Origin of the sequence: Mycobacterium shottsii (assembly GCF_010728525.1) — a bacterium.
Classification (GTDB): Bacteria; Actinomycetota; Actinomycetes; order Mycobacteriales; family Mycobacteriaceae; genus Mycobacterium; species Mycobacterium marinum.
The window spans coordinates 5,333,146-5,349,281 of the sequence record NZ_AP022572.1; the positions used below are offsets into that span (position 1 = coordinate 5,333,146).

Consider the following 16,136-nt stretch of genomic DNA (forward strand, 5'->3'; position numbering starts at 1 on the left):
GTTATGACTTGTCCAGGTAGTCGATACGATCGGTGTTGGTGAAGCGCGCCGCCATCAGAGCCAACCCGGGATGTGGGCCACCGCCGCCAGTGCTCTGCTGATAAGCCTGGTTGCAGAAGTCCCGGGCGGCCTCGATGAATACCCGATGCTCGGCCAGCGACAGCAAGCGTAGGGTGATCGCCTTGCCGGACTGGTTGCGGCCCAGCACGTCTCCTTCCCGGCGCTCCTTGAGGTCCAGCTCGGCAAGATCAAAGCCGTCCATGGTCTCAGCGACCGCGCGCAGCCGTCGCCCCGCCGGCGAGCCCGGCGAAACCCAGCTGGCCAGCAGACAAAGGCTGGGATGTTCGCCACGCCCGATGCGGCCGCGCAGCTGGTGCAGCTGGCTGATGCCGAAGCGGTCGGCGTCCATCACCAGCATCACCGTGGCGTTGGGGACATCGACACCCACCTCGATGACCGTGGTGCACACCAGCACATCAACGTTGCCGGCGCGGAAGGCCGCCATCGCGGCTTCCTTCTCGTCGGCCGACAGGCGTCCGTGCATCAACGCCAATCGCAGCCCCGCCAGTTCGGCGGCCTGCAACCGGGAATAGAGCCCCACGGCGGTCGCCGACGGGCGGGCGCCGTTTTCGGCTTTGTCGCTCTCGTCGCTCTCGTCGATGCGCGGGGCCACCACGTAGGCCTGGCGACCCGCGGCAACCTCTTCGACGATGCGCTGCCAGGCCCGATCGAGCCAGGCGGGTTTGTCTTTCACAAAGATGACGTTGGTGGTGATCGGCTGACGCCCGCGCGGAAGCTCACGCAGGGTGGAGGTCTCCAGGTCGCCGTAGACGGTGAGCGCTACGGTGCGCGGTATCGGCGTGGCCGTCATCACCAGCAGATGCGGTGTGATGCCGGCGGGAGCCTTGGCCCGCAGTTGGTCTCGCTGCTCGACGCCGAAGCGGTGTTGTTCATCGACCACCACCATGCCGAGATTGTGGAATTCCACCGCGTCCTGCAGCAGCGCATGGGTACCGATGACGATGCCGACCTGACCGCTGGCGATTTCGGCCCGAACCTGCTTTTTTTGCCCCGCTGTCATCGAGCCGGTCAGCAGCGCCACCCGGGTGGCGTTGTCGGCGCCGCCCAACTGGCCCCCCATCGCCAGCGGACCCAGAACATCGTTGATAGACAAAAGATGCTGTGCGGCAAGCACTTCCGTAGGAGCCAGCAGCGCACACTGGTAGCCCGCATCGACCATCTGCAGCATCGCCAGCACCGCCACGATCGTCTTGCCCGAGCCCACCTCGCCTTGAAGCAAGCGGTTCATCGGACGGGTCGCCGCCAGCCCGTCGGACAACTCGTCGAGCACTTCGCGCTGCCCCGCGGTGAGCTCGAAAGGCAACCGTGCCAACAGCTCGGCGGCCAGGCCGTCGGATTGGGCCGGGGCCGGCGGCCCCGACTCGGATAGCTCACCGTGCCGGCGGGCCACCAACGCCCACTGCAACCCGACGGCTTCGTCGAAGGTCAGCCGCCGGCGCGCTTGTTCGCGTTCGGACTCATCCTCGGCGAGGTGGATCGCGCGCAAGGCGTCGTCCTCGGAAATCAGGCCGTGCTCGGCGCGTAACGCCGCTGGCAGGGGCTCGTCCACCGGGTCGAGCACTTCGAGCACCTGGCGCACACACTTGAAGATGTCCCAGCTCTGCACCTTGGTGCTGGCCGGATAGATCGGGAAAAAGCGCCGCTCGAACTCCTCCATCGCCAGTTCGCCGCTGATGGCCTGGGAGGCGTCGGCGATGCTCTTCAATGATTTGGTGCCGTGATGCTGGCCGTCCGGCGAATCCAGGATCAGAAACGCCGGGTGCGTGAGCTGCATGACGCCCTTGAAGTACCCGACTTCGCCGGACAGCATCACCCGGGTGTTCTTGGTGAGGCGCTTTTTGATGTAGTCGGCGTTGAAGAAGGTGGCGGTCACCTTGTTGCGCCCCGACCCGAGGGTGATCCGCAGACACAACCGCCTCGGGGTCTTCTTCATGGGAAACGACTTGGTTTCGGTGATGACATCGACGATGGTGATGTGCTCCCCCACTTCGGGCTGCTCATCGTCGGTGCCGCGGCGTGCCCCGCCTTCGACATAGCTGCGCGGGTAGTGCCGCAAGAGGTCGTCGACAGTCCGGATGCCGAACTCCTCGTCGAGAGCCTCGGCCGCCTTGGCACCCAGAACGAAGTCGAGCCGATCGCTCAATGCCACCATGGCTACTCCACCCCGATCAGCAGCGCGTCACCGCGATGACCGGTGCGGTAGATCACCAGCTCGGTCCCCGGGTGATGGTCGTGCATGTGTTTTTCCAGGCTCTCAACCAGCCTGGCAATCCGTTCATCATCATCGATACCGGCGCCTATCAGCACCGTCACCAAGTCTCCTCCCGGCGCCAACAACAGATCGACCAACCCGATCGCCGCCGCGGCGACGTCATCGGCGACGATCAGCACCTCATCGCCGGCGATACCCAGACCATCGCCCGGTTTGCAGGTTCCAGCCCAGGTCAGTGCCGTCTCGGTGGCGATACGTACCGATCCGTGCCGGGCGGCCCCAGCGGCCCGGGCCATGGTGTAGCCGTCGTCGACCGCCTGACTGGCCGGGTCGTGCACGGCCAGCGCGGCCAGGCCCTGCACCATCGACCCCGTCGGCACCGGGACCACGTCAACGCCCCAGCCGATGGCCGCCGTACAGCCGGCCACCAGTTCCTCGACGGCGACGTAGCCGTTGGGCAACACCACGACTTGCGCGGCACCGGTGTCGACCACCGCGCGCACCAACTGGTGTGCGCTCAGGTCGGACGCGGGCGCCGCGGCCCCCGCGCCGGGACGCAACACACACGCACCTTCGGCGGCAAACAGTTCGGCGGCACCGTCGCCGTCGACAATGGCCAGCACGGCGCGCTGGCGGGTCCAACCGCCGGCCGCCAGTGCAGTGGTCCCGGAACTGAGCGCCGAGATCACGATCTTGCTCAGCCGCCCCGCCGCCAGCCCGGCCTCGACGGCCGCGCCCGCGTCGTCGGTGTGCACATGCACCGAATAGCTCTCCGATGGTGCGGCGGCAATTGCCACCGAATCCCCCAGCTCCGAGAGCCGATCGCGCAGCGTGTCGGCCGCCGCGGCATCGCAACCGGCCAGCAGGTACATCACCTCGAACTGCGGTACGGGTGCCGGCACCCCCGCCCCAAGCGCCGGCGAGCGCGGGGCCGGCTCGTAGACCGATCGCGCGGGAGTCTGACCGGTGATGGTCGAGCGCAGCGCGTCCAGCAGGACCAACAATCCTCGTCCGCCGGCATCGACAACACCCGCGTCGGCCAGCACGTCGAGCTGCTCGGGGGTCTTCTCCAGCGCAACCACCGCCGCGTCCCCCGCCGCGACGACGGCGGCGGCCAACCCTTCGCCGGCGTCAGCACACTGCCGGACCGCGACCGCGGCGGCGCGCAGGACCGAGACGATGGTGCCCGGCACTTCCTCACCGCCCATCGACGTGATGACCAGCTCGACGCCGCGCCACAGGGCCGCGGCCAGCAGTGCCGCCTCGATTGCGGCCAACGGTTGACCGGCCGCGGCGCTATCGGTCACATCGGAAACACCGCGCAGGATCTGTGACAGGATCACCCCGGAATTGCCGCGTGCGCCGTTGAGGGCGCCGGCCGCCAACGCGGCCGCGACCTGGGCGACATCCCTGTGCTCGGGGTCTTCGGGGTGTTCGCGCCCCGCACCACCCGTCGGATCGACCTGAGCAAGCGCGGATCGCATGGTGAACAGCATGTTCGCGCCGGTATCGGAATCGGCGACCGGAAACACGTTCAGCCGGTTGATCTCGTCAAGGTGGGTGATCAGGTCGCTGACGCCGGTGTGCGCCCAGTCTCGCAGGGCCAAGGCATCCAGCGGGCGTTCAGTCGTGCCCAACCTGCCCCCACCTCCTCTGCCTAGCCCCGGTGGGCGCCAGCGTAGCTCCGGTGACGTTGCGGATAGTTTGCGTCGGTTCATGCGCGAGGGAACACCCCGGGCCACCGGGGACCCGGCCCATCGAGCCTAGCCAGGCGGTCCGACGAGACCGGCCCTGACGCCACCCTTAGCGGTGGCTCGTTTTGGTGCTTGCCGGGGACGTCGGTATCCTAGGACGGCCTGGGTAGATCTAGGCTGTCCCGGCCGGGTCGCCGGAACCCAACAGACTTGAGGAGTGCAACAATGGCCGCTGTGTGCGATATCTGCGGGAAAGGCCCCGGCTTCGGCAAGTCGGTGTCGCACTCCCACCGCCGCACCAGTCGCCGGTGGGACCCCAACGTCCAGACCGTGCGCGCCGTGACCCGCCCTGGCGGCAACAAGAAGCGCCTCAACGTCTGCACCTCGTGCATCAAGGCCGGTAAGGTCAGCCGCGGCTGAACAGCCACCGGCGGGTTCGGCCCAGCCAGTGGCGGCGCCACCGAGTTCGTGGTTGCTCGCGCCTGTTCGCCCGGCTCGATAGAGCCGGGCGATTTGGCGTGTACGGGCCCGCCCAACTCCGGTCACCGCAAGCTCTTCTCGCGCCCGCTGGCCAGTCAATCGTCGAGAAAAACGACGTGTTCAGCAACATAGTCGCGACCAACGCGCAGCTGATTGCCGGCAAAGTCCGGGTCGGGATAGCCGATCTCCAGGCCACACAGGATGGTCAGGTGTGAAGGTATGCGCACCTGCTTGCGGACGATCTCGGGATAGCCGGCGATGGAGACCTGTACGCAGGTGCCCAGACCGCGCGCGGTCAGCGCCAGCATCAGGTTCTGCAGGAACATGCCGACACCCATGCTGTCGACCAGCCCCAGCTCCTGGTGCATCGATACGATGCCGCCCAGCGGGGCCCGGAAGAACTCCCAGTTGCGCAGCACAGCGGTCTGTCGGGCCTGCGTGTCATCGCGAGCAATGCCCATCGCCCCGTAGACCTGTGCTCCCAGTGCGCTGCGTAGGTGGGTGAATGCCGGCGGCAATCGCGCAACATTGGGCGGCTCGGAGCGCGCCCTTTCCAGCATCGCCGCAACCAATCGGTCGCATGCCGCACCGCTGGTAAACACGACATGCCAGGGCTGCACATTGGAGTTCGAGGGGGCACACATCGCAAGTTCGAGCGCTTCCTGCACCAACCACCGCGGCACCGGGCGGGGCAGGAACATGCGCGTCGAACGCCGCAGACGGATGGTCTCATCCAAGTCGTACATGCCTCGATGGTCTCAGGCCGTAGCGCAATCCGCGGCGAGCCGGCCGCTGTCACTGTCCCACCGTGATGACGGTCTTGCCCGCTCGCCGAGCGGCACCCCGTCCGCTTTCGAACGCCTCGCGCCCCTTGGCCAGCGGAAAACTCTGCGCAATCTCGACATGCAGCCGCCCACTGCCGACCAGCTCGCCGAGCCTGTTGAGCTGATCGCGGTTGGGCGTCACGATAAAAAACATTGCGGTAACGCCATGTTCGTCGGCCTTGCCGGCGGGCGGCGGCGGCGAGAGGGTGACCAGCCGTCCGCCTGGGCGCAACACCGCGAAGGATCTGTCCAATGTGTCCCCGCCCACCGTGTCGATGACGACGTCGAAATCGGTGGCGGTCCGCTCGAATGCTTCGGTGCGGGTGTCGATTACCCGCTGGGCACCCAGGCGGCCGACCAGCTCGCCGGCATCGCTGCGAACGGTAGCGGTGACGTTGGCGCCGAGGATGGCCGCCAGTTGGACCACCAGGGCCCCAACTCCCCCGGCCCCTCCGTGCACCAATACCGCTTCGCCGGGCCGTACCGCCGCGTGATCGACAAGTGCCTGCAGCGCGGTCAACCCGGCCAGTGGCAGCGCCGCCGCCACGGTATGGCTGATCGTCGCAGGCTTAACGGCCAGGTGCGCGGCGGGCACCGCGACGAAATCGGCTGCCGCACCGTCTCGATCGAAACCGATCAGCCCGTAGACCTCATCACCACAATGGAAATCTTCGGTACCCGATCCGATTTCATGGATCACTCCGGAGACTTCGTGTGACGGGATCACCGGTGTCCGGCTGACACCATCGCGGGTCCAGGTCTGGTCCCAGGTCAACTCGCCGAACGTGATACCGGCAGCGCGCACGGCTACCACGACCTCGCCCGCCGCCGGCACCGGCACCGGTGCGCGCTCGACGGCCAGCGTTTCCGGGCCGCCGCGCCGGTGCGCACGCAACGCCCTCATGGCGCTCAGGGCAAGCGCCAGTCAATCGGGTCGGCTCCCCTGCCGGTAAGCAATTCGTTGGCCCGGCTGAACGGCCGTGAACCGAAGAAACCACGAGACGCCGATAGCGGCGATGGGTGTGGAGATTCGATCGAAGCACAATCGCCGTCGGCCAACATCGGCTTCAGGGTCGACGCATCGCGCCCCCAGAGAATGGCAACCATCGGCTGCGACCGCGCGGCCAAAGCCCGGATGGCGCACTCGGTCACCGCTTCCCAGCCCTTGCCCCGATGTGACGCCGGGTTGCTGGGCCGAACCGTGAGCACCCTGTTCAACAGCATGACACCGCGCTGCGCCCACGGCGTCAAGTCGCCGCAGGCGGGCATCGGATAGCCCAGATCGTCCGCATACTCCTGGAAAATGTTGGACAGGCTGCGTGGGAGCGGGCGGACATCGGGGGCTACCGAAAAGCTCAGTCCCACCGCGTGTCCGGGTGTCGGGTAGGGATCTTGGCCAACGATCAGAATTCGCACCTGGTCGAAGGGAAAAGTAAACGCGCGCAAGACGTTCGGCCCCGCGGGCAGGTACTTACGGCCCGCCGCGAGTTCGGCCCGCAAGAACTGCCCCATCGCAGTTACCTGGTCGGCGACCGGCTCGAGAGCTTTCGCCCACCCCGACTCGACCAGTTCATCGAGCGCCCGCGCGGTCACTGCAACCCCAGAGCCAGCAACACGACCGTATCGGCGCCCTCCCGGCGATCCTTGGCGATGTCCTGGTAATCCGGCGACTGCGCCCAGTCGCGAAATGCCGCTTCGTCAGGGAACGACATCAGCACCACCTTCTCGCGGTCCCACTGCCCCTCCACCACCGTCGGTGACTCGTCGGCAGCGAGCAGCGTTCCCGCGTAGCGATCGAAGACCTCCATAAACGCTGCCTGGTACCGGTCATAGGCGGGCCGGTCGGTGAATCTCAATTGGGCGATCGCGTAGACGGTCACCGCGTCACCCTACTCAATTGCCGCGCTAGTCAAATGACTGCCAGCCGGCGTGACCGCTCCACTGCTGGCCGTCGACCAGCACCCAGGCCGGCCCGTCCAACACCCGCCCGATTCCCCGCCAGCCATCGGGCACCGCACCGGGAAAACACGCCACCAGCGCGTGGTCCTCACCCCCACCGAGCACCCACCCCCACGGATCGGCGCCCACCGCATCCGCGGCTGCGATCACCGCACGATGGTCTTGGGCCAACGCCGCCGTGGCGATGTCGATGCCGACCGCAGCGGCATCGGCGATATGGCGCAGGTCGGCGACCAAGCCGTCGGAGACGTCAATCATCGCTTGAGCCCCGGCCACCGCCGCCGCCACACCCTGGCCGTAGGGCGGGTCAGGTACCAGATGGCGGCGGCGAAGTTCGTCAAACCCGGCAATATCGTTGTGCCACAGCTCATATCCGGCCGCCGAACGGCCCAGTTCGCCAGCGACCGCGACCGACGAGCCCGGCTCGGCGCCGCCACGGGTGACCGGCGGACGACCTTCGAGGTCACCCAGAACGCTGACCGACACCACCCATTGCGGACACTGGACCATATCGCCGCCGACGATTCCGGCGCCGATCCGTCCGGCCTCCTCCCACATGCCGTCGAGCAACGCAGTCACCTCGGCCACCGGCGTGTGGGCGGGTGCGCCCAAGCTCACCACGAACGCGGTAGGCCTGGCGCCCATCGCGGCAATGTCGGCGGCGTTCTGGGCGATCGCTTTTCGACCGACGTCGTGGGGACTCGACCAGTCCAGCCGGAAGTGGCGATCTTGGACCAGCATGTCGGTGGAAATCACCGTACGGCCGTCGGGGGCAGCCACCACCGCAGCATCATCGCCTGGCCCCAGCTCAACGACAGCGGGCTGGTTGCGCCCCTGCACCAAACGGTCGATCACGGCGAACTCCCCGAGCTCGCGCAGGGTCGGTGTCTGTCCCGACGTGTCCTGACCCACGCCACCTCCTTCGTGGTTTACCGGCCCGGACTTGCATACCCGCGAACCGAGAGCGGTCTGCGGTAATTTTGGGGTTCCTGCCCGCCCGGGCGGACCGCGTTAGTGTATGAGCCCTGACGACCCGAAACACCCGCGCGGGCCGGTTGCGGTTGCGGGGCGGACCGGGTTGGACAGGAGAGTCGAGTTGAACCGGAGGTATCCGACGCGGTGACAGGCGACACCCCGGCCAACCCCCAACCCGATCCCGATGGTCCGCCACGAGTCCTGATCATCGCCGCCGCACTGCTGGCCGTGGCCGCCCTCGGGACAATTCTGGTGATCGCGGCCAACCGCGAGGTACCGCGACAACCGATCGCCGTCCCCTCGGTTCCGGCCCCGCAGGCGGCCAGTCCTGCGTGCCACGCGCTGCTGACCGCGTTGCCGCAGCGTCTCGGCGACTATCAGCGCGCGCCCATGGTGCAACCCGCACCGCAAGGCACCGGCGCCTGGAGCTCCGCGGCCGCCGATGAGCCGGTGATATTGCGCTGCGGGCTGGACCGCCCGGCCGACTTCGTGGTGGGGTCGCCGATTCAGGTCGTCGACCGGGTGCAGTGGTTTCGGGTCAGCGACCAAACCGAGGCCGCCGGCACCGCGACGGCGGGGAGCAGATCCACCTGGTACACCGTGGACCGTCCGGTCTACGTGGCGCTGACCTTGCCCGCGGGGTCGGGGCCCACCCCCATCCAGGAGTTGTCCGAGATCGTCGACCGCGCCATTGCGCCGGTGCCGATCGACCCGGCCCCGGCGGGTTAGCGCAGGCCGATGCCCCGCGCCAACGCGGTCTCCACCATGGTGGCCAGCAAGGTGGGATAGTCGACCCCGCTGGCCGCCCACATCCGCGGGTACATCGAGATCGTGGTGAACCCCGGCATCGTGTTGATCTCATTGATCACCGGGCCGTCGTCGGTGAGGAAGAAGTCGACTCGGGCCAGGCCTTGGCAGTCGATGGCCTCGAAAGCGCGAATCGCCAACTGGCGCACCGCGTCAGCGACGTCGTCTTCGACCTTGGCCGGCACGTCCAATTCGGCAGCGTCGTCGAGGTATTTGGTCTCAAAATCATAGAAACCGTCTTCGCGTCCACGCACCCCGGCCACCCGGATCTCTCCCAGGGTGCTGGCTTCCAATCTGCCGTCGGGGAACTCGAGCACGCCGCACTCCAGCTCGCGACCGTTGATCGCGGCCTCGACGATCACCTTCGGATCGTGTCGCCGGGCGGCGGCGATCGCGGCGGGCAGCTCATCGAAGCTCGAGACCCGGCTGACACCGATCGAGGAGCCGCCGCGCGCGGGTTTGACGTAAGCCGGCAACCCCAGCCGCTGCAGTTCCTCGCGGTCCAGCGATTGTCGCGATGGGCGCAGCACGGCATGCGGGCCGATCGGTAGCCCCGCCGCACTCCACAGTTTCTTGGTGAACTCTTTGTCCATACCGGCCGCGCTGGCCAGCACCCCGGCGCCGACATAGGGAACGCCGGCGAGTTCGAGTAGTCCCTGGATCGTTCCGTCCTCGCCGTACGGTCCATGCAGCACGGGAAACACCACGTCGACCGAGGCCAGCACCTCTCCGGCACCGGGCGGCAACGAGACCAATTGGCCGCCCCAGCGCGGATCTGCCGGCAAAGCCAGCTCGATGCCGGACTGCGAGCTCACCTCGGGTAGCCGCCGGTCGGTGATTGCCAGCGCATCCGGGTTGCCGTCGGTGAGCACCCACGAGCCTTGCGGGGTGATCCCGATCGCGATCACCTCGAAGCGTCGCGGGTCAAGATTGCGCAGAATGCTGCCCGCAGACACGCATGAGATCGCATGCTCGTTGCTGCGTCCGCCGAACACGACGGCAACCCGGAGACGTTCGCCACGCCGGCTGCTGCCACTCACAACCTGGAGAGGCTACCGGGTGCTGAGCGACCAGGCCGGACTACCCGCTTACCAGGGCAATCGGGCGGCGCCGACAGAACGGTTCTGACCTATTCGGGTTTGGTACTACGCCCCAGCAACAGCGCGATCGCGTCGTCTACCGACAGGCCCTTGTAGCAGACCCGGTGTACGGCGTCGGTGAGCGGCATTTCGACGTCGTAGCTGGACGCAAGCGCGAGCACCGATTCGCACGACGTCACCCCTTCCACGACGTGGCCTTCCTTGCTGTGCAGTGACGATTGCAGGATCTCGCCGCGGCCTAGGCACTCGCCCAACGACCGGTTGCGGGAGCGCGACGACGTGCAGGTCGCTACCAAGTCACCTACCCCGGCCAGCCCGGCCAGCGTCGCCCCCTTGGCGCCCAGGGCGATACCGAGCCGGATGATCTCCGCCAATCCGCGGGTGATGATGGTTGCCACGGTGTTTTCCCCCAGGCCAACGCCCGCGGCCATACCGCACGCCAGCGCGATGACGTTTTTGCACGCTCCCCCGATCTCGGTGCCGACGACATCGGTGTTGGTATAGGGACGGAAGTAGCCGCTATTGAGCGCACGTTGTAACGCGACGGCCCGGCCGGAGTCGCTGCAGGCCACGACGGTGGCAGCGGGCTGGCACTCGGCGATCTCGCTAGCCAGGTTGGGGCCCGAGATCACCGCGACCTGGGCCGGGTCTGCTCCGGTGGCCGAGACGATCACCTGACTCATCCGCATCAGGGTGCCCAGCTCGATGCCCTTGGCCAGACTCACCAGGGTCGCGCCACGTGGAATCAGGGTTGTCCAGTGCTCGAGATTGGTCCGCATCGTCTGCGCGGGTACACCCAGCAGCACCGTATCCGCGCCGGCGAGCGCCTCTGCCGCGTTGGCGGTGGCCCGGATCCCCGGCGGCAGCAACGTACCGGGCAGGTAGTCGGGGTTGTATCGGCTGTCGTTGATCTGGTTGGCAACGTCGGCGCGCCGGGCCCACAGCTTGACCTCGCCCCCGGCATCGGCCAACACCTTGGCCAGGGCGGTGCCCCAGGCACCGGCTCCCATCACCGTGACGGTTCCCGTGCTGGCCATCCCCACACCCCTATTTGTCCCATTTGTCGTGTGCGACGGCACCGGTAGCCGCTACACAGTAGACCCCGGCAGGGGCCGCCGTCACGCTGTTGCGGCGGGGGTCACTGCGGCAGGCGCCAGCCCAGTGAAAGCGGGTGGCGGCGGGGTGGCAGCTGGGTAGCACCGAAACCAGCGCTGGCAGGATGGCCTTCATGAGCGGCATACGGGCCGACGGTACGGGTGATGTCGGCCTGATCATCGCCGTCAAGCGATTGGGTGCGGCCAAGACGAGATTGGCCCCGGTGTTCTCCGCGGCGGCCCGGGAAAGTGTGGTGCTGGCCATGCTGATGGACACTTTGACCGCCGCGGCGCGGGTAGCCGACCTGCGCTCGATCACCGTCATCACACCGGACGAATCCGCCGCGGCCGCGGCAACCGAGCTCGGCGCCGAGGTGTTGGCCGACCCGACTCGCCAAGGTGATCCCGACCCGCTGAACAACGCCATCCTCACCGCCGAACAGGTGGTATCCGGTTCCGTGCCAAATATTGTTGTGCTGCAAGGCGATCTGCCTGCGATGCAGACCCAGGAGCTCGCCGATGCGATCTGCGCCGCACGCGTTCACCAGCGCAGCTTCGTCGCCGATCGGCTCGGCACCGGCACCGCGGCCCTGTGCGCCTTCGGAAGCGCACTCGATCCCCAGTTCGGGCCGGATTCCAGCGCCCGACATCGCCGTTCCGGGGCCGTCGAGCTGACCGGCGCGTGGCCCGGCCTGCGTTGCGACGTCGACACTCCGGCGGACTTGGCGGCCGCCCGCCGCCTCGGGGTCGGACCGGCGACTGCACGAGTCGTCGCCCACCATCGCTAGCCCGCATGGCGGCTGTGCGGGGATGAACGGAACAAAAACAGCAAACGGATGTCGGTTCAGCGCTGGCAACGTCACCCGGTGATAGGCAATGATCGCTGGGTGACCGAAATCGAAACCGGCCCAGTCACAGAGGCACGGCCAGACACGAACGCACGGGAGCCAGGCGACGGGACCCCGGCGGCACCGCCGGCCGCGACGCCGGCCGCGACCACCGATCAGCTGCCCGAGGACCGCTACCTCAACCGCGAACTGAGCTGGCTGGAGTTCAACGCCCGGGTGCTCGCGCTCGCCGCCGACGACTCGATGCCGTTGCTCGAACGGGCAAAGTTCCTGGCCATCTTCGCTTCCAATCTCGACGAGTTCTACATGGTTCGGGTGGCCGGTCTCAAACGCCGCCACCAGATGGGGTTGTCGGCTCTGTCCGCCGACGGCCTCACCCCACGGGAGCAGCTGGGCCGCATCGGCGAGCAGACGCAGCGTATCGCAAGCCGCCATGCGCGGGTGTTTCGCGATTCGGTGTTGCCCGCGCTCGGCGAGGAAGGCATCTACGTTGTCACGTGGGCTGACCTGGATCAGGCTGAGCGCGAGCAACTGTCGACCTATTTCCACGAGCAGGTATTTCCGGTACTGACTCCGCTGGCCGTCGACCCCGCGCACCCGTTCCCATTTGTCAGCGGGTTGAGCCTGAACCTGGCGGTCACGGTGCGCCAACCCGAAGACGGTGGCCAGCACTTCGCCCGGGTGAAGGTGCCCGACAACGTCGATCGCTTCGTCGAACTGGGCGGAACAGATACCGACGTAGCCGAAGGGGCGGCCGTATACCGGTTCCTGCCCGTGGAGGAACTCATCGCGGCCTTTCTTCCGGTGCTCTTCCCCGGGATGGAAATCGTCGAGCATCACGCGTTTCGCATCACGCGCAACGCAGACTTCGAAGTCGAGGAGGATCGCGACGAAGACCTGCTGCAGGCGCTCGAGCGGGAATTGGCTCGCCGACGGTTCGGTTCGCCGGTGCGGCTAGAAGTTGCCGACGACATGACCGAAGGCATGCTGGAGTTGCTGCTGCGTGAGCTCGACGTGCATCCCGGGGATGTCATCGAGGTGCCGGGGCTGCTGGATCTCTCATCGCTGTGGCAGATCTACGGTTTGGACCGCCCAGCCCTCAAGGATCGGACCTTCGTTCCGGCCACCCATCCCGCCTTCGCCGAGCGCGAAACGCCCAAGAGCATCTTCGCGACGCTGCGCGAGGGTGACGTTTTGGTGCACCATCCCTACTATTCGTTTTCCACCAGCGTGCAGCGGTTCATCGAGCAAGCCGCCGCAGACCCCAACGTGCTGGCGATCAAACAGACGCTGTATCGCACCTCCGGGGATTCGCCGATTGTTCGGGCCCTGATCGACGCGGCCGAGGCGGGCAAACAGGTAGTGGCGCTGGTCGAGATCAAGGCCCGCTTCGACGAGCAGGCCAACATACGCTGGGCCCGCGCGCTGGAGCAGGCGGGCGTGCACGTGGCCTACGGCATCGTCGGGCTCAAAACGCACTGCAAGACAGCACTGGTCGTGCGTCGTGAGGGCCCGGTGATCCGGCGGTACTGCCACATCGGGACGGGAAACTACAACAGCAAGACCGCGCGCCTGTATGAGGATGTCGGCCTGCTGACCGCCGCGCCCGACATTGGCGCAGACCTCACCGACCTGTTCAATTCGTTGACCGGCTACTCGCGAAAGCTGTCCTACCGCAATCTGTTGGTGGCCCCGCACGGGATTCGTGCCGGCATCATTGAACGCGTCGAACGCGAGGTGGCCGCACACCTTGAACACGGCCCCCAGGCTGGAAAGGGCCACATCCGGCTCAAGATGAACGCCCTCGTCGACGAACAGGTCATCGACGCGCTCTACCGCGCTTCGCAAGCGGGGGTCCGGATCGAGGTCGTGGTTCGTGGCATCTGCGCGCTGCGCCCCGGGGCCAAGGGGTTCTCGGAAAACATCACCGCCCGCTCGATTCTCGGCCGATTTCTAGAGCATTCGCGAATCCTGCATTTCCGCGCGATTGACGAATTCTGGATCGGCAGCGCCGACATGATGCACCGCAATCTCGATCGGCGGGTGGAGGTGATGGCTCAGGTCAAGGACCCGCGGCTGACCGCGCAGTTGGACGACTTATTCGAGTCCGCACTCGACCCTGCCACCCGCTGCTGGGAACTGGGGCCCGACGGTCAATGGACCGCGTCGCCTCAGGAAGGCCGTACCGTTCGGGACCATCAGGTATCACTGATGGAGCGGCACCGCAGCCCCTAACACTGTGAAACTCCGGCGAGTTTTGTGCCACCTAACCGACCGCGTGCGGCCCAGGCCAAATTGACCTGCAGGAGTTAACTTGTCGATCCCCAGCTCGTCTGTCCGCCGACGCTCGGGAGACCGAATCGTATACGCCGCCGGTGCGGTGCTGTGGCGCCCGGGAAAGGCCAAGGGGGCAATCGAGATTGCATTGATCCACCGCACTCGCTATGACGACTGGTCGCTGCCCAAAGGCAAAGTGGATCCCGGCGAGACCGCAGCGGTTGCGGCCGCGCGTGAGGTGTGCGAGGAGACGGGCCAGCACGCCCATCTCGGCAGGCGACTGATCATGGTGAGCTATCCCGTCGAGCAGGGCCTCAAGAAGGTCTACTACTGGGCCGCGCGCAGCCTCGGCGGGGAGTTCACCGCCGGAAACGAGGTCGACAAGCTGATCTGGTTACCGGTCGCCGACGCGATGACCAAGCTTGACTACGCACAGGATCGAAAGGTCTTGCGGCGGTTCGGCAAAAAGCCGGCGGATACCAAGACCGTCCTGGTGGTCCGGCACGGCAGCGCTGGCAGCAAGTCACGCTTCTCCGGAGATGACACCCAACGGCCACTCGACAAGAAGGGACGAGCCCAGGCCGAGGCACTCGTGCCACAGCTGCTGGCTTTCGGCGCCGACACGGTGTTCGCGGCCGACCGGCTGCGCTGCCATCAGACGGTGCAGCCACTAGCCGAGGAATTGGGAGTGGTCATCCACAACGAGCGCACCCTCACCGAAGAGGCCTACGCCAAGAACGCCAAGCGCGGTCGGCAACGGCTACTGCAGATCGCTACGCGCGACGGCACACCCGTGATCTGCTCGCAGGGCAAGGTGATTCCGGACCTGATCGCTTGGTGGTGCGAACGCGACGGCGTCCGCTCCGACAGATCGCGCAACCACAAAGGCAGTACGTGGGTGCTGTCGCTATCCGGCGGCCGCGTCATCGCCGCCGACCACATCGGCGGCGCGCTGGCAGCCAACGTGCGGGCCTAACGCGCGAATACCCTTTGGGGGGCATCGCTGCCACCCGAAGGGTATCTGCGTGTGAGCTGACTTACTTGCGACCGCGCCGGGTGCTCGTCGCCTTCTTGGCGGGAGCCTTGGTGGCCGGCCTCTTTGCCGCAGCCTTCTTGGCGGGTGCCTTGGTCGCAGCCTTGCGGACTGGAGCCTTGGCGGCAGTCTTCTTCACTGTTGCCTTGGTCACCTTCTTGGCCGGAGCCTTGGTGACCTTGGTCACGGCCTTCTTGGCGGGAGCCTTGGTCGCGGCCTTCTTGGCGGAAGCCTTGGTCGCGGCCTTCTTGGCAGCGGTCTTGGTCGCGGCCTTCTTGGCGGGAGCCTTCTTTGCTGCCTTCTTGGCAGCGGCGCTCGCCATCACGCCACGCTTGACCGCCGGGCCCTCCGCCGGGAGACGCTGTGCACCAGAGACAACCGCTTTGAATTGCGCGCCTGGGCGAAATGCCGGGACGGACGTCGGCTTGACCTTCACCGTCTCACCGGTACGCGGATTGCGGGCCACCCGGGCCGCACGGCGACGCTGTTCAAACACCCCAAATCCGGTAATCGTGACGCTGTCGCCCTTGTGTACGGCGCGCACAATGGTGTCGACAACATTCTCGACGGCCGCGGTTGCCTGCCTACGGTCCGAGCCCAATTTCTGTGTGAGCACGTCAATGAGCTCTGCTTTGTTCATCCAACCCTCCGAAGCTAGCGGTCCTCGTTTATGGAACCGACTAGTGGACACGGTAAACCCTCACCTGCCTGATTTCCAAGAGCCACGCGCAATTTCAGGACCCGTCGAACGC

At 66.8% G+C, this 16,136-nt stretch carries 15 protein-coding genes; 5 read left to right on the forward strand and 10 right to left on the reverse strand.

Annotated elements, in window-relative coordinates:
- Window position 1: 1 nt before the first annotated feature.
- Window positions 2–2,233 (reverse strand): ATP-dependent DNA helicase RecG, encoded by a 2,232-nt coding sequence (gene recG / locus G6N41_RS24600; protein ID WP_198965934.1) that lies wholly within the window; start codon window positions 2,231–2,233, stop codon window positions 2–4.
- Between the two features lie 2 nt (window positions 2,234–2,235).
- A complete protein-coding gene (locus G6N41_RS24605) occupies window positions 2,236–3,930 on the reverse strand; it encodes a DAK2 domain-containing protein (protein ID WP_198965935.1) in 1,695 nt (564 codons plus the stop codon).
- A gap of 282 nt (window positions 3,931–4,212) precedes the next feature.
- Here G6N41_RS24605 and rpmB point away from each other — a divergent pair, with 282 nt between their 5' ends.
- Complete coding sequence (gene rpmB, locus G6N41_RS24610) at window positions 4,213–4,407, forward strand: 50S ribosomal protein L28 (RefSeq protein WP_011740047.1); 195 nt, start codon at window positions 4,213–4,215, stop codon at window positions 4,405–4,407.
- 155 nt (window positions 4,408–4,562) lie between these two features.
- Here the strand turns inward: rpmB and G6N41_RS24615 are convergent, their stop codons facing one another.
- From G6N41_RS24615 to G6N41_RS24635, 5 genes are read right to left on the reverse strand one after another with little or no spacing between them, the layout of a single operon-like run.
- On the reverse strand, window positions 4,563–5,213 hold the full coding sequence (locus G6N41_RS24615; RefSeq protein WP_198965936.1) for a nitroreductase: 651 nt from the start codon (window positions 5,211–5,213) through the stop codon (window positions 4,563–4,565).
- 49 nt (window positions 5,214–5,262) lie between these two features.
- Window positions 5,263–6,195, reverse strand: a complete 933-nt coding sequence (locus tag G6N41_RS24620) for an NADP-dependent oxidoreductase (RefSeq protein WP_198965937.1) — start codon at window positions 6,193–6,195, stop codon at window positions 5,263–5,265.
- Between the two features lie 5 nt (window positions 6,196–6,200).
- Window positions 6,201–6,884, reverse strand: a complete 684-nt coding sequence (locus G6N41_RS24625) for a uracil-DNA glycosylase (protein ID WP_198965938.1) — start codon at window positions 6,882–6,884, stop codon at window positions 6,201–6,203.
- The gene (locus tag G6N41_RS24630; RefSeq protein ID WP_198965939.1) at window positions 6,881–7,171 is read right to left on the reverse strand and encodes a DUF1330 domain-containing protein; all 291 of its coding nucleotides are present in this window, start codon (window positions 7,169–7,171) and stop codon (window positions 6,881–6,883) included. Before G6N41_RS24630 ends, G6N41_RS24625 begins: the two co-directional genes overlap by 4 nt.
- Before the next feature lie 25 nt (window positions 7,172–7,196).
- The gene (locus G6N41_RS24635) at window positions 7,197–8,162 is read right to left on the reverse strand and encodes a thiamine-phosphate kinase (protein ID WP_198965940.1); all 966 of its coding nucleotides are present in this window, start codon (window positions 8,160–8,162) and stop codon (window positions 7,197–7,199) included.
- Between the two features lie 207 nt (window positions 8,163–8,369).
- On the opposite strand from G6N41_RS24635, the gene G6N41_RS24640 reads away from it, so the two are divergent.
- Window positions 8,370–8,954, forward strand: coding sequence for a DUF3515 domain-containing protein (locus tag G6N41_RS24640; protein ID WP_198965941.1), 585 nt, complete (start codon window positions 8,370–8,372; stop codon window positions 8,952–8,954).
- Here G6N41_RS24640 and G6N41_RS24645 read toward each other — a convergent pair.
- Window positions 8,951–10,072, reverse strand: coding sequence for a D-alanine--D-alanine ligase family protein (locus G6N41_RS24645; protein ID WP_198965942.1), 1,122 nt, complete (start codon window positions 10,070–10,072; stop codon window positions 8,951–8,953). The two genes, G6N41_RS24640 and G6N41_RS24645, sit on opposite strands and share 4 nt — an antisense overlap.
- 89 nt (window positions 10,073–10,161) lie before the next feature.
- A complete protein-coding gene (locus tag G6N41_RS24650; RefSeq protein WP_198965943.1) occupies window positions 10,162–11,169 on the reverse strand; it encodes an NAD(P)H-dependent glycerol-3-phosphate dehydrogenase in 1,008 nt (335 codons plus the stop codon).
- Window positions 11,170–11,360: 191 nt separating this feature from the next.
- Here G6N41_RS24650 and cofC point away from each other — a divergent pair, with 191 nt between their 5' ends.
- From cofC to mutT1, 3 genes are all read left to right on the forward strand, one after another.
- On the forward strand, window positions 11,361–12,014 hold the full coding sequence (gene cofC / locus G6N41_RS24655; RefSeq protein WP_036455779.1) for a 2-phospho-L-lactate guanylyltransferase: 654 nt from the start codon (window positions 11,361–11,363) through the stop codon (window positions 12,012–12,014).
- 78 nt (window positions 12,015–12,092) lie between these two features.
- Complete coding sequence (locus G6N41_RS24660) at window positions 12,093–14,309, forward strand: RNA degradosome polyphosphate kinase (RefSeq protein ID WP_198968005.1); 2,217 nt, start codon at window positions 12,093–12,095, stop codon at window positions 14,307–14,309.
- A gap of 79 nt (window positions 14,310–14,388) precedes the next feature.
- A complete protein-coding gene (mutT1, locus tag G6N41_RS24665) occupies window positions 14,389–15,327 on the forward strand; it encodes an 8-oxo-(d)GTP phosphatase MutT1 (RefSeq protein WP_198965944.1) in 939 nt (312 codons plus the stop codon).
- Window positions 15,328–15,388: 61 nt separating this feature from the next.
- Here mutT1 and G6N41_RS24670 read toward each other — a convergent pair whose 3' ends face one another.
- Window positions 15,389–16,024 (reverse strand): HU family DNA-binding protein, encoded by a 636-nt coding sequence (locus G6N41_RS24670; protein ID WP_198965945.1) that lies wholly within the window; start codon window positions 16,022–16,024, stop codon window positions 15,389–15,391.
- Window positions 16,025–16,136 lie beyond the last annotated feature (112 nt).